This window comes from Variovorax soli NBRC 106424 (genome assembly GCF_001591385.1).
GTDB lineage: Bacteria > Pseudomonadota > Gammaproteobacteria > Burkholderiales > Burkholderiaceae_C > Variovorax > Variovorax soli.
Genome location: NZ_BCUU01000011.1, coordinates 25726 through 38576, shown reverse-complemented (window position 1 = coordinate 38576; position 12851 = coordinate 25726). Strand labels below are relative to the sequence as shown.

At 69.5% G+C, this 12851-nt stretch carries 10 protein-coding genes; all 10 read left to right on the top strand.

The genetic code is table 11. The annotated features are described in order from the left end of the window. Nucleotides 1-3 precede the first annotated feature (3 nt). The 10 genes from ftsL to VSO01S_RS05545 all read left to right on the top strand — a co-directional run bounded on the left by ftsL (nucleotide 4) and on the right by VSO01S_RS05545 (nucleotide 12851). The gene (gene ftsL / locus VSO01S_RS05590) at nucleotides 4-366 is read left to right on the top strand and encodes a cell division protein FtsL (protein ID WP_068640850.1); all 363 of its coding nucleotides are present in this window, start codon (nucleotides 4-6) and stop codon (nucleotides 364-366) included. Further along, a complete protein-coding gene (locus VSO01S_RS05585; RefSeq protein ID WP_068640812.1) occupies nucleotides 363-2111 on the top strand; it encodes a peptidoglycan D,D-transpeptidase FtsI family protein in 1749 nt (582 codons plus the stop codon). The genes ftsL and VSO01S_RS05585 overlap by 4 nt, the downstream gene beginning before the upstream one ends. Before the next feature lie 4 nt (nucleotides 2112-2115). Further along, complete coding sequence (locus VSO01S_RS05580) at nucleotides 2116-3624, top strand: UDP-N-acetylmuramoyl-L-alanyl-D-glutamate--2,6-diaminopimelate ligase (protein ID WP_068640811.1); 1509 nt, start codon at nucleotides 2116-2118, stop codon at nucleotides 3622-3624. 2 nt (nucleotides 3625-3626) lie between these two features. Next, nucleotides 3627-5066 carry a UDP-N-acetylmuramoyl-tripeptide--D-alanyl-D-alanine ligase gene (locus VSO01S_RS05575; RefSeq protein ID WP_068640849.1) on the top strand — a complete coding sequence of 480 codons (1440 nt, stop codon included), beginning with the start codon at nucleotides 3627-3629 and terminating at the stop codon, nucleotides 5064-5066. A gap of 18 nt (nucleotides 5067-5084) precedes the next feature. Continuing rightward, entirely contained in the window at nucleotides 5085-6263 is a 1179-nt protein-coding gene (mraY, locus tag VSO01S_RS05570; RefSeq protein WP_068640810.1) for a phospho-N-acetylmuramoyl-pentapeptide-transferase, read from the top strand. Between the two features lie 73 nt (nucleotides 6264-6336). Beyond that, a complete protein-coding gene (murD, locus tag VSO01S_RS05565; RefSeq protein ID WP_084241707.1) occupies nucleotides 6337-8082 on the top strand; it encodes a UDP-N-acetylmuramoyl-L-alanine--D-glutamate ligase in 1746 nt (581 codons plus the stop codon). After that, nucleotides 8079-9383: a putative lipid II flippase FtsW gene (ftsW, locus tag VSO01S_RS05560; protein WP_068640808.1), complete on the top strand. Its 1305-nt coding sequence runs from the start codon at nucleotides 8079-8081 to the stop codon at nucleotides 9381-9383. The genes murD and ftsW overlap by 4 nt, the downstream gene beginning before the upstream one ends. After that, nucleotides 9380-10438 carry an undecaprenyldiphospho-muramoylpentapeptide beta-N-acetylglucosaminyltransferase gene (murG, locus tag VSO01S_RS05555; protein WP_068640807.1) on the top strand — a complete coding sequence of 353 codons (1059 nt, stop codon included), beginning with the start codon at nucleotides 9380-9382 and terminating at the stop codon, nucleotides 10436-10438. Before ftsW ends, murG begins: the two co-directional genes overlap by 4 nt. Beyond that, complete coding sequence (murC, locus tag VSO01S_RS05550) at nucleotides 10435-11868, top strand: UDP-N-acetylmuramate--L-alanine ligase (protein ID WP_068640806.1); 1434 nt, start codon at nucleotides 10435-10437, stop codon at nucleotides 11866-11868. The genes murG and murC overlap by 4 nt, the downstream gene beginning before the upstream one ends. After that, nucleotides 11865-12851, top strand: coding sequence for a D-alanine--D-alanine ligase (locus VSO01S_RS05545; RefSeq protein WP_084241703.1), 987 nt, complete (start codon nucleotides 11865-11867; stop codon nucleotides 12849-12851). The genes murC and VSO01S_RS05545 overlap by 4 nt, the downstream gene beginning before the upstream one ends.

Below are 12851 nucleotides of genomic sequence, written 5' to 3'. Positions count from 1 at the left end.
GTGCTGACCCGCCTGAACCTGCTTTTGCTGCTGGCGGTGATCGGCTCCGCGCTGTATCTGGTGCACTTCGAATACACCGCGCGCCAGCTCTACACCGAGATGCACAGGGCCGAGCAGGAAACGCGCCGCATCGAGCTCGACTTCGAGCGGCTGCAGCTGGAAAAGCGCGCCCAGGCCACGCCGCTGCGCGTGGAGAAGCTCGCGCGCGAGCAGCTCAAGATGCGCACGGCCACGCCAGCCATCACCCAGTACGTGCGGCCCGACGGCAGCGTGATTCCCGCCGTGGCGCCGCCGCCGCCCACCACGCCGCCCACCGGCCGCCCGGCATCGGCCGCCGCCGGCTCGGCTGCAAGGAGCCAGCGATGAGCCGGCGCAGCGTCCGCTACACCACCAGTCCGCTGCTGGCGAGCAAGACGCCCGTCTGGCGCAGCAAGTTCATCGTGGCCGCCATTGCGCTGGGTTTCGTCGTGCTGGCCGCACGCGCGGCGTACGTGCAGGTGATCGGCAACGCCTTCTTCCAGCGCCAGGGCGAGGTGCGCTATGCGCGCAACCTGGAGCTGCCGGCCAACCGCGGCCGCATTCTCGACCGCAACGGCCTGCTGCTGGCCTCCAGCGTGGTCGCGCCCAGCATCTGGGCCATTCCGGAAGACGTCGAGCGCGACGACCCCGAGGTGCGGGCCAAGCTCAAGCAGGTGGCCAAGCTGCTGGAGATGCCGCAGAAGGACTTCGACAAGAAGCTGCAGGACGAGGACAAGACCTTCGTCTGGATCAAGCGCCAGGTCGACCTGCCCATCGCCCAGCAGATCGCCGCGCTCAACATCAAGGGCATCTACCAGCGCCGCGAATACAAGCGCGAGTACCCCGAGGGCGAATCGGCCGCGCACGTGGTGGGCTTCACCAACGTGGAGGACAACGGCCAGGAAGGCATCGAGCTGTTCTTCGACAAGCAGCTGTCCGGCAAGGCCGGCACGCGCCGCGTCATCAAGGACCGCCTGGGCCGCGTGGTGGAGGGTGTGGGCGAGACCGTGCCGCCCACGGACGGCAAGGACATCCAGCTGTCCATCGACAGCAAGGTGCAGTTCTTCGCCTACCAGAAGCTGCGCGATGCGGTGACGGCCAACAAGGCCAAGGCCGGCAGCGTGGTGGTGCTCGATGCGGTGACGGGCGAGGTGCTGGCGCTGGCCAACTACCCGAGCTACGTGCCGGACAAGCGCCAGAACCTCTCGGGCGAGCAGCTGCGCAACCGCGCGCTCACCGACTCCTTCGAGCCGGGCTCGACCATGAAGCCGATCACCGTGGCCGCCGCGCTGGAGGCCGGACGCATCACGCCGCAGTCGGTGATCGATACCAGCCCGGGCCGCATGAGCATGGGCGGCTTCACCATCAGCGACACGCACAACTACGGCGCGCTCACGGTGGAGGGCGTCATCCAGAAGTCCAGCAACATCGGCGCATTGAAGATTTCGGCGCGCATGTCGCCCCAGGAAATGTGGGACGTCTACACGCAACTGGGCTACGGCCACAAGCCGCAGCTCGAGTTTCCCGGTGCCGTTACCGGCCGGCTGCGCCCCTGGAAGAGCTGGAAGCCGGTGGAGCAGGCCACCATGGCCTACGGCTACGGCCTGTCGGCCTCGCTGCTGCAGATGGCGCATTCGTACACCGCGCTGGCGCATGACGGCGAGGTGCTGCCCCTGACCATCCTGAAGAACAACCAGCCGGCGGTGGGCGTGAAGGTCTTCTCGCCGCAGACCGCCGCCGCCGTGCGCAAGATGCTGCAGATGGCGGCCGGCCCCGGCGGCACGGGCCCGCTGGCCCAGACCATCGGCTACTCGGTGGGCGGCAAGTCGGGCACTGCGCACAAGCAGGTGGGCAAGGGCTACGCCAGCAACAAGTACCGCGCCTGGTTCACCGGCATGGCGCCCATCGGCAAGCCGCGCATCATCGTCGCGGTGATGGTGGACGAGCCCAGCGCCGGCAAGTACTTCGGCGGCCTGGTGGCCGCCCCGGTGTTCAGCGAGGTGGTGCAGCAGACGCTGCGCATGATGAACGTGGCCCCCGACCTGGCGGTCAAGCCGCTGGTGGTGACCACCGGTGTGGAAGAGAGCTTCTAACACCATGGTCCAGCAACTCCGCACTCCCACCGAAGCCGCGCAGTGGCTGCGTGCGCGCGTGCGCGGCGGCCTGCATGCCGACAGCCGCAAGGTCGGGGCAGGCGACGGCTTCGTGGCCTGGCCAGGCGCCGCCACCGACGGCCGGCGCCATGTGGCCGACGCATTGGCCAAGGGTGCCACGGCCTGCCTGGTCGAGCATGAAGGCGCCGAAGCCTTCGGCTTTTCCGGCGACGCGGTGGCGAGCTATGCCGGCCTGAAGGCGGCCACCGGCCCCATCGCCGCCAGCTACTACGAACATCCGTCCGATCGGCTCGACCTGCTTGCCGTCACCGGCACCAACGGCAAGACGTCGACCGCGTGGTGGCTGTCGGAGGCGATCTCCGGCCTGCCGGGCCGCGGGCCGTGCGCCGTGGTGGGCACGCTGGGCATCGGCAGGCCGCCCGAGCTGAGCTACACGGGCCTGACCACGCCCGACCCGGTCATGCTGCAGCGCAGCCTGCGCGAGTTCGCGGACCAGGGCTATTCGGCCTGCGCGATCGAGGCCTCGTCCATCGGCATCGTCGAGCGGCGCCTGGACGGCACGCGCATCGCGGTGGCCGTGTTCACCAACTTCACGCAGGACCATCTCGACTACCACGGCAGCATGGACGCCTACTGGCGGGCCAAGGCGGAGCTTTTCGCCTGGCCGGGGCTGCGCGCCGCGGTGGTCAACGTCGACGACTTGCACGGCGCAAGCCTCGCGGCCGAACTGGCTGCGCGCGGAGCCGCCAGTGCCGTCGACCTCTGGACCCTCTCGACCGCCGCAACGCCGGCGCGCCTGGTGGCGCGCGATATCGGCTACGACGCGCAGGGTTTGCGTTTCACCGTGGTCGAGAACGGTGCGACGCCCATTTCCATGGCCACCGGCCTGATCGGCCAGTACAACGTCTCCAACCTGCTGGGCGTGATCGGCGCGCTGCGCGCGCTGGGCCTGGGGCTGCCCGATGCGGTGGCGGCATGCGGCGGCCTGACGCCCGTGCCGGGCCGCATGGAGCGCGTGACCGGCAACGCGGATGCGCCGATGGTGGTGGTCGACTATGCCCACACGCCCGATGCGCTGGACAAGGCGCTGGCCGGCCTCAAGCCGCTGGCCCGCCAGCGCGGCGGCCGGCTGTGGTGCCTGTTCGGCTGCGGCGGCGACCGCGATCCGATCAAGCGCCCCCTGATGGGCGCGGTGGCCGAGGCGCAGGCCGACTGCGTGCTGGTGACCAGCGACAACCCGCGCAGCGAAAAGCCGGACGCCATCATCAGCCAGATCCTGCGCGGCCTGAGCAGCCCCGAGCGCGCCCAGGTCGAGCCCGACCGCGCCCGCGCCATCGTGCAGGCGGTGGCGCAGGCCGCGCCGCAGGACGTGGTGCTGCTGGCCGGCCGCGGCCACGAACTCTGGCAGGAAGTGGCGGGGGGGGAGCGCATCGCCTTTTCCGACAAGGCGCATGCGGCCGAGGCCCTCGCTCAAAGGAGGGGGGGAGCATGACCATGATGATGACGCTCGAGCAAGCGCGGGCCTGGGTGCCAGGCGCACGCCTGGTGGGCGACCCGGCAACCGCGATTGCACGCGTGCACACCGACACGCGCACGCTGGCCGCGGGCGACCTGTTCGTGGCGCTCAAGGGCGAGCGCTTCGATGCCAACCAGTTCCTCGGCCAGGCCAAGGCGGCGGGCGCCGTCGCGGCCATCGCCCATGGCGGCCTGGAGGCGGCGGGCCTGGCGGGCCTCGAAGTGCCCGACACGCTGGCGGCGCTGGGTGCGCTGGCCAACGGCTGGCGCCGCCAGTTCCAGTTGCCGCTGATCGCCGTGACCGGCAGCAACGGCAAGACCACGGTCACGCAGATGATCGCCGCCATCCTGGCGGCCAGCACCGGGCCCGAGCGGTCCCTGGCCACGCGCGGCAACTTCAACAACGAAGTGGGCCTGCCGCTCACGCTGCTGCGCCTGGCGCCTCAGCATCAGCTGGGCGTGGTCGAGCTGGGCATGAACCATCCGGGCGAGATTGCGCGGCTGGCGGCCATTGCGCAGCCCACCATCGCGCTGGTCAACAACGCCCAGCGCGAGCACCAGGAATTCATGGCCACGGTGGAAGCCGTGGCGCGCGAGAACGGCGCCGTGTTTGCCGCGCTGCCGCCCGACGGCACCGCGGTGTTTCCGCACGGCGATGCCTTCACCCCGCTCTGGACCCTGCTGGCGCGCGAGGGCGCCTCGCGCCGTTGCCTCAGCTTCGGCGAGCATGCGCAGGCCGATGTGTCGGTGGCCGATGCCGTGTGGCACGGCGAGGCGTGGGCGCTGGAGCTGCGCACGCCGCTGGGCAACCTGCGCTGCCAGCTGCGCATTGCGGGCCGGCACAACCTGCTCAATGCCGCGGCGGCCACGGCCTGCGCGCTCGCGGCCGGCGTCTCGCTGGGCGACATCGCGCGCGGCCTCGAATCGTTCCAGCCGGTGGGCGGGCGCTCGAACGCGCGCGTGCTGGTGCGTGCCGACGGGCAGCCGCTCACGCTGGTGGACGACACCTACAACGCCAACCCCGATTCGATGCGCGCCGCCATCGACGTGCTGGCGGCGCTGCCAGCGCCGCACTTGCTGGTGCTGGGCGACATGGGCGAGGTGGGCAACCAGGGGCCGCAGTTCCACGCCGAGGTCGGCGCCTGGGCCGCCACCCGCGGCATCGAGTGCGTGTATGCGCTGGGTTCCGAATCCGCGCACAGCGTCCAGGCCTTCGCGGCCGAGTCCATGGGCGCCGGCGAGGGGCTGCATTTTGCAAACGAACAGATCGAGGCGCTCAACGACGCCGTGCGGGCCAGGCTGCCGCGCGTGGGCAGCGTGCTCGTCAAAGGATCGCGCTTCATGAAGATGGAGCGCGTGGTGCAGGCGATTGCCGCGCACGTTCAGAACAACGATTCCGAGGAGGCCGGACATGCCTGATGTTCCGGACAGTTTTCCATGCTGATAAGCCTGGCCCAATGGCTGCAGACGCTGTCGCCCGAGTTCGGGTTCCTGCGCATCTTTCAATACCTGACCTTTCGTGCGGTGGGGGCGGCGCTGACCGCGCTGCTGGTGGGGCTCATCGCGGGGCCGGGCGTCATCCGGCGCCTGACGGCGCTCAAGATCGGCCAGCCGGTGCGCGGCTACGCCATGGAAACGCACCTCGTGAAGAGCGGCACGCCCACCATGGGCGGCGTGCTGGTGCTGTTCGCCATCGCGCTGGCCACGCTCCTGTGGTTCGATTTGTCCAACCGCTTCGTCTGGATCGTGCTGTGGGTCACGCTGGGCTTCGGCGCCATCGGCTGGGTGGACGACTGGCGCAAGGTGGTCAAGAAAGACCCCGAGGGCATGCGCTCGCGCGAGAAGTACTTCTGGCAGTCGATCATCGGCCTGCTGGCCGCTTTCTATCTTCTGTTCAGCATCTCGGAAGTGTCGAACTGGCGCGTGCTGGAGCTTTTCTATGCCTGGGTGCGCTCGGGCTTCGACCTGGACTTTCCGCCCAAGACCAACCTGCTGGTGCCCTTCTTCAAGGAGGTGAGCTACCCGCTGGGCGGCGTGGGTTTCGTCGTGCTCACCTACCTGGTGATCGTGGGGGCGAGCAATGCCGTCAACCTGACGGACGGGCTGGACGGCCTGGCCATCATGCCAGTGGTGATGGTGGGCTCCGCCCTGGGCGTGTTCGCCTACGTCACCGGCAGTTCGGTCTTCTCGAAGTACCTGATCTTTCCCTACATCCCGGGTTCGGGCGAACTGCTGGTGTTCTGCTCGGCCATGGCCGGCGCAGGCCTGGCCTTCCTGTGGTTCAACACGCATCCGGCGCAGGTCTTCATGGGCGACGTGGGCGCGCTGGCGCTGGGCGGCGCTTTGGGCACCATCGCCGTGATCGTGCGCCAGGAGATTGTCTTCTTCGTGATGGGCGGCATCTTCGTGGTCGAGGCCATCTCGGTGATGGCCCAGGTGAGCTACTTCAAGTACACCAAGCGCCGCTACGGCGAGGGGCGGCGCGTGCTGAAGATGGCGCCGCTGCACCACCACTTCGAAAAGAGCGGATGGCGCGAGACCCAGGTGGTCGTGCGCTTCTGGATCATCACCATGCTGCTGTGCCTCGTGGGTTTATCGACCCTCAAGCTGCGATAGAGGACGGGCGAGCGTGAAGCACCTCAACCAACTCCACGTGCTGATCCTGGGCCTGGGCGCCTCGGGTCTGGCGATGGCGCGCTGGTGCGCCCGCCATGGCGCCGTGGTCACCGTGGCCGACACGCGCGAGGCGCCGCCGCAGCTGGCGACGCTGCGCGCCGAATGGCCGGATGCCGTTTTCGTGGGCGGTCCCTTCAGCAGCGCCCTGGTCGAGGGCACGTCCGTCCGCGCCGTGTACTGCTCGCCCGGCCTGTCGCCGCAGGCGCTGGCACCGGTGGTCTCGACGGCACGCGCCATCGGCTTGCCGGTGGGCGGCGAACTGGACCTTTTTGCGCAGGCGCTGGCCGACCTGGCGGTGCCGCCGGCCGAGGAGCCGGGCGAGGTCGAATCCCCGCCGCAAGATGATGCCGCCGCACCGCAAGACGAACCGGCCGAAGGCATGGGCGACGCAGTGGCACCGGCCGCGCCGGCCGATGAGCTTGCCGATGCTGCCGACGCTCGCGATGCAGCGGCCGAGTCCTCCGCCGACGCCCCTGCTGCCGCCGACGAGGAAGCACCCGCGCCGGCACCGGCCGACGACGAGGACGAAGCGCCCGCCCCGGTGATCGTGCCGCCCAAGCCGCGCGGCTACGAACCGGCCGTGCTGGCCATCACCGGCACCAACGGCAAGACCACCGTCACCTCGCTCACTGGCCAGCTGGTGGAGCGCGCGGGCAAAACCGTGGCGGTGGCCGGCAACATCGGCCCGACCCTGCTCGACACGCTGGCCGCGCGAATGGACGCGCAAGACCTGCCCGAGGTGTGGGTGCTCGAACTCTCCAGCTTCCAGCTCGACGGCGTCCAAGGCTTCGAGCCCACGGCCGCCACGGTGCTCAACGTGACGCAGGACCACCTGGACTGGCATGGCGACATGGACGCCTATGCCAAGGCCAAGGCGCGCATCTTCGGCCAGAAGGGCCTGATGGTGCTCAACCGCGACGACCCCGTCGTGATGGCGATGCTGCCACCGCCGGTGCGCGTGAAGCTGCAGCGGCCGCAGATCCGGGCCCACATCACCTTCGGCGCCGAGCTGCCGCGCCGCCCCGGCGACTTCGGCATCGAGCGCCTGAACGGCATGGCCTGGCTGGTGCGCGCGCATGAAGCGGACGAAACACAAAAGCGCAAGCGCGGCGCACCGGTGGAAGAGGAAGAGATCCACCTGCAGCGCCTGATGCCCGCCGATGCCCTGCGCATCCGCGGCCAGCACAACGCGCTCAATGCACTGGCGGCGCTGGCGCTGGCCGTGTCGGCCGGCTGCAGCCTCGCGCCCATGCTGTATGGCCTGCGCGAATACCGGGGCGAGCCGCACCGCGTGGAGCCGGTGGCCATGATCGACGAGGTCGAGTACTTCGACGACAGCAAGGGCACCAACGTGGGCGCCACCGTGGCTGCGCTGAGCGGTCTCGGCGTGGACCGCCGCGTGGTGCTGATCCTGGGCGGCGAAGGCAAGGGGCAGGACTTCTCGCCGCTGGCCGCGCCGGTGTCGCGCTATGCGCGGGCGGTCATCCTCATCGGCCGCGATGCCCCGCTGATCGAGCAGGCGCTGGCCGATACCGGTGTCAGCCTGCAGCACGCCGCCTCCATGGAAGAGGCGGTGCAGGCCGCGTCGCGCCGCGCCAACCCGGGCGATGCGGTGCTGCTGTCGCCGGCCTGCGCCAGCTTCGACATGTTCAAGGACTACGCCCACCGCGCCGCCGTCTTCTGCGAGGCGGTGCAGGTGCTGGCTGAGTCACCCCGTGGCGACCTGGATGGCGCCGGCAGCGAAGGAGGGCTCGCGTGAACAGCGCCGCCGTCGCCGCCAGCAACAAGGGCCAACGCACGGGCGGGCTGCTGCGCCGCCTGTTCGGCCGCGCCCGCGAAGGCGTGGATGCGCTGCCCATGCACCTGCCGGTGCACCTGGGCGGCGCCGGCGTCACCCAGACGCGGGCCGAGCCGGTGCGCGTGCTGGGCTTCGACCAGGCGCTGCTGTGGGTCACGGTGGCGCTGCTGGCCTGGGGCTTGGTGATGGTCTATTCGGCCTCCATCGCCATCGGCGACAACCCGCGCTTCGCGCGCGCCAACTACCAGGAGACCTACTTCCTCGTGCGCCACAGCGTGTCGCTGGTGGTGGCCTTCGTGGCGGCGCTGCTGGCCTTCCAGGTGCCCATGCGCAACTGGGAGCGAGCGGCGCCGTGGCTCTTCATCGCCGCGCTGCTGCTGCTGGTGGCCGTGCTCATTCCGCACGTGGGCCGCAGCGTGAACGGCGCGCGCCGCTGGATTCCGCTGGGCATCACCAACTTCCAGCCCTCCGAGCTCGCCAAGCTGGCCATGGTCATGTATGCGGCCAGCTACATGGTGCGCAAGATGGAGATCAAGGAGCGCTTCTTCCGCGCCGTGCTCCCCATGGGCATTGCGGTGGTGATCGTGGGCATGCTGCTGCTGGCCGAGCCGGACATGGGCGCCTTCATGGTGATCGCCGTCATCGCCATGGGCATCCTGTTCCTGGGCGGGGTGAATGCCCGCATGTTCTTCGTGATCTCCGCGCTGGTGGTGGCCGCCTTCGCGATGATGGTGGCCTCGTCCCCGTGGCGGCGCGAGCGCATCTTTGCCTACCTCGACCCGTGGAGCGAGACCAATGCGCTGGGCAAGGGCTACCAGCTCTCGCATTCGCTCATCGCCATCGGCCGCGGCGAGATCTTCGGGGTGGGCCTGGGCGGCAGCGTGGAGAAGCTGCACTGGCTGCCCGAGGCGCACACCGACTTCCTGCTGGCCGTGATCGGCGAGGAGTTCGGCCTGGTGGGTGTGCTCACCGTCATCGTGCTGTTCCTGTGGATGACGCGCCGCATCATGCACATCGGCCGCCAGGCCATCGCGCTGGACCGGGTGTTCTCCGGCCTGGTGGCGCAGGGCGTGGGCGTGTGGATCGGCTTCCAGACCTTCATCAACATGGGCGTGAACCTGGGCGCACTGCCCACCAAGGGCCTCACGCTGCCGCTGATGAGCTACGGAGGCTCGGCCATCATCATGAATCTGGTGGCGCTCGCGGTCGTGCTTCGCATCGATTACGAGAACAGGGTATTGATGCGGGGAGGGCGCGTATGAAGACGGCGCTCATCATGGCGGGCGGCACGGGCGGCCACATCTTCCCCGGCCTGGCCGTGGCGGAAGCCCTGCGCGCACGCGGCTGGCGCGTGCACTGGCTGGGCGCGCCCACCGGCATGGAGCACCAGCTGGTGCCGCCGCGCGGCTTCGCCTTCGAGCCGGTCGAGTTCGGCGGCGTGCGCGGCAAGGGCCTGGTGACGTTGGCGCTGCTGCCGCTGAAGCTGCTGCGCGCCTTCTGGCAGGCCATCGGCGTTGTGCGCCGCGTGAAGCCCGACGTGGTGGTGGGCCTGGGCGGCTACATCACCTTTCCGGGCGGCATGATGAGCGTGCTGCTGGGCAAGCCGCTGGTGCTGCACGAGCAGAACTCGGTGGCCGGCATGGCCAACAAGGTGCTGGCCGGCGTGGCCGACCGCATCTTCACCGCCTTTCCCAACGTGTTGAAGAAGGCCCAATGGGTGGGCAATCCGCTGCGCGAGGCGTTCCTGAACCAGCCCGAACCCGCGGCGCGCTTTGCCGGCCGCGAAGGGCCGCTGAAGCTGCTGGTGGTGGGCGGCAGCCTGGGCGCCAAGGCGCTCAACAGCATCGTGCCGCAGGCGCTGGCGCGCATCGCGCCGGCCGAGCGTCCCATCGTGCTGCATCAAAGCGGCGCCAGGCAGATCGACGAGCTGCGCGCCAACTACACCGCGGCCGGCGTGCAAGCCGAGCTCACCGCTTTCATCGACGAGACGGCCGAGGCGTTTGCACAGGCCGACCTCGTCATTGCGCGCGCCGGCGCCAGCACCGTGACAGAGATCGCGGCGGTGGGTGCGGCGGCGCTCTTCGTTCCATTTCCCTCGGCGGTGGACGACCACCAGACCACCAACGCTCGCTTTCTTGTCGACGCGGGAGGCGGCTGGCTCGTTCAGCAGTCCGAACTCACACCTGAATTGCTTTCCGATTTGCTGCAAAAGACCACACGAGCCGCTCTGCTGGAGCGCGCCACCAAGGCCAAGGGCCTGCAAAAGACCGAAGCGGTCATCGAAGTCGTCCGTGCCTGCGAGGAGCTAGCCAGATGAAGCACGCGATCAGACACATCCATTTCGTAGGCGTCGGGGGCGCGGGCATGAGCGGCATCGCCGAAGTGCTGCTCAACCTGGGCTACCAGATTTCGGGCTCAGACCTGGCCGACAGCGCCACGCTGCGCCGGCTGGCGGGCCTGGGCATTGCCACGCACGTGGGCCATGACGCGGCCCACATCGCCGGCGCCGATGCGGTGGTGACCTCCACCGCGGTGAAGGCCGACAACCCCGAGGTGGTGGCGGCCCGCGAGAAGAAGATTCCCGTGGTGCCCCGCGCGCTGATGCTGGCCGAGCTCATGCGCCTGAAGCAGGGCATTGCCATTGCCGGCACGCACGGCAAGACCACCACCACCAGCCTGGCCGCCAGCGTGCTGGCCGCGGCCGGCCTGGACCCGACCTTCGTCATCGGCGGCCGCCTGAACAGCGCCGGCACCAACGCACGCCTGGGCAGCGGCGACTACATCGTGGTGGAGGCGGACGAATCGGACGCCTCGTTCCTGAACCTGCTGCCGATCATGGCGGTGGTCACCAACATCGACGCCGACCACATGGAGACCTACGGGCACGACTTCGCGCGCCTCAAGGGCGCCTTCGTCGACTTCCTGCACCGCATGCCCTTCTATGGCGTGGCGATCCTGTGCACCGACGATGCGGCCGTGCGCGAGATCGTCACGCAGGTGTCCTGCCCGGTCACCAGCTACGGCTTCAACGAGGAGGCCCAGGTGCGCGCGGTGGATGTGCGCGCCGAGGGCGGCCAGATGCACTTCACCGTGCAGCGCCGCAACGGCGTGACGCTGCCCGACCTGCCCATCACGCTCAATCTGCCGGGCGAGCACAACGTGCGCAATGCGCTGTCGGTGATCGCCATGGCAGTGGAACTCAACATCCCCGACGAGGCGGTGCAGCGCGGCCTGGCCGACTTCAAGGGCGTGGGCCGGCGCTTCCAGCGCTACGGCGACGTCGCCGTGCCTCAGGGCGCAGGCAGCTTCACCGTGATCGACGACTACGGCCACCACCCGGTGGAGATGGCGGCCACCATCGCGGCGGCGCGCGGCGCCTTTCCGGGGCGCCGGCTGGTGCTGGCCTTCCAGCCGCACCGCTACACCCGCACGCGCGACTGCTTCGAGGACTTCGTCAAGGTCATCGGCCAGGCCGATGCCGTGCTGCTGGCCGAGGTGTACGCGGCCGGCGAAGCGCCCATCGTGGCGGCGGACGGCCGTTCGCTGGCGCGCGCGCTGCGCGTGGCCGGAAAGGTCGAGCCTGTATTTGTCGACGAGATTGCCGATATGCCCCGGGCGATCTTGAACAACGCACGGGACGGCGACGTGGTGATCTGCATGGGCGCAGGCTCCATCGGCGCCGTGCCCGCCAAGGTGGTCGAGCTGGGCAACGCGCCGGCCGCCGCAACCGCAAAGGAAAGCAAGTGAACGCCCGCCAAGAAAATTCCCTGGGCAAGGTGGCCGTCCTGATGGGCGGCAGTTCGGCCGAGCGCGACGTGTCGATCATGTCGGGCACCGGCGTGCTGGGCGCGCTGCGTTCGCGCGGCGTCGACGCGCACGAATTCGATCCGTCCAAGCGCCCGCTGGTCGACCTGCAGCGCGAAGGCTTTTCGCGCTGCTTCATCGCATTGCATGGCCGCCACGGCGAAGACGGCACGGTGCAGGGCGCGCTGGAGCTGCTGGGCATTCCCTACACCGGCTCGGGCGTGATGGCCTCGAGCGTGGCCATGGACAAGGTCATGACCAAGCGCATCTGGGTGGCCGACGGCCTGCCCACGCCGCGCTATGCACGCCTGGCCTTCGACCAGCAGACGCTGGAGCAGGTGCGCGCGGTGCCCGACGTGCTGGGCCTGCCGCTGATCGTGAAGCCGCCGCGCGAGGGCTCGTCCATCGGCGTGACCAAGGTCAAGGGCTACTCCGAGATGCAGGAGGCGGTGAAGCTGGCCGCCGGCTACGACGCCGACGTGCTGTGCGAGGAATTCATCGAAGGCGAGGAAGTCACCTGCGCGGTGCTGGGCACCGGCCAGTACGCCAGGGCGCTGCCGGTGGTGCGCATCGCCGCGCCCGACGGCGCTTACGACTACCAGAACAAGTACTTCACCGACGACGTGAAGTACCACTGCCCGAGCGGCCTGCCGCCCGAACTCGAGTCCGAGATCCAGCACCTGTCGCTGGCCGCCTACCGCACGCTCGGCTGCCGCGGCTGGGGCCGCGCCGACCTGATGATCCGCGCCAGCGACCGCAAGCCCTTCCTGCTGGAGATGAACACCTCGCCCGGCATGACCAGCCATTCGCTGGTGCCGATGTCGGCGCGCGCGGCCGGCATCAGCTACGAGGACCTGTGCCTGCAGGTGCTGGCGAGCGCCACGCTGGATTCGGCCAAGCCGACCCAGGGAGAAGGGCAACCCTGA

What these genes read in the sequence shown, in the direction of transcription:
- VSO01S_RS05580 (WP_068640811.1), top strand. Translation starts at nt 2,116, where the DNA reads ATGGTCCAGCAACTCCGCACTCCCACCGAAGCCGCGCAGTGGCTGCGT.
- murG (WP_068640807.1), top strand. Translation starts at nt 9,380, where the DNA reads ATGAAGACGGCGCTCATCATGGCGGGCGGCACGGGCGGCCACATCTTC.
- murC (WP_068640806.1), top strand. Translation starts at nt 10,435, where the DNA reads ATGAAGCACGCGATCAGACACATCCATTTCGTAGGCGTCGGGGGCGCG.
- murD (WP_084241707.1), top strand. Translation starts at nt 6,337, where the DNA reads ATGGCGCGCTGGTGCGCCCGCCATGGCGCCGTGGTCACCGTGGCCGAC.
- mraY (WP_068640810.1), top strand. Translation starts at nt 5,085, where the DNA reads ATGCTGATAAGCCTGGCCCAATGGCTGCAGACGCTGTCGCCCGAGTTC.
- VSO01S_RS05585 (WP_068640812.1), top strand. Translation starts at nt 363, where the DNA reads ATGAGCCGGCGCAGCGTCCGCTACACCACCAGTCCGCTGCTGGCGAGC.
- VSO01S_RS05575 (WP_068640849.1), top strand. Translation starts at nt 3,627, where the DNA reads ATGATGATGACGCTCGAGCAAGCGCGGGCCTGGGTGCCAGGCGCACGC.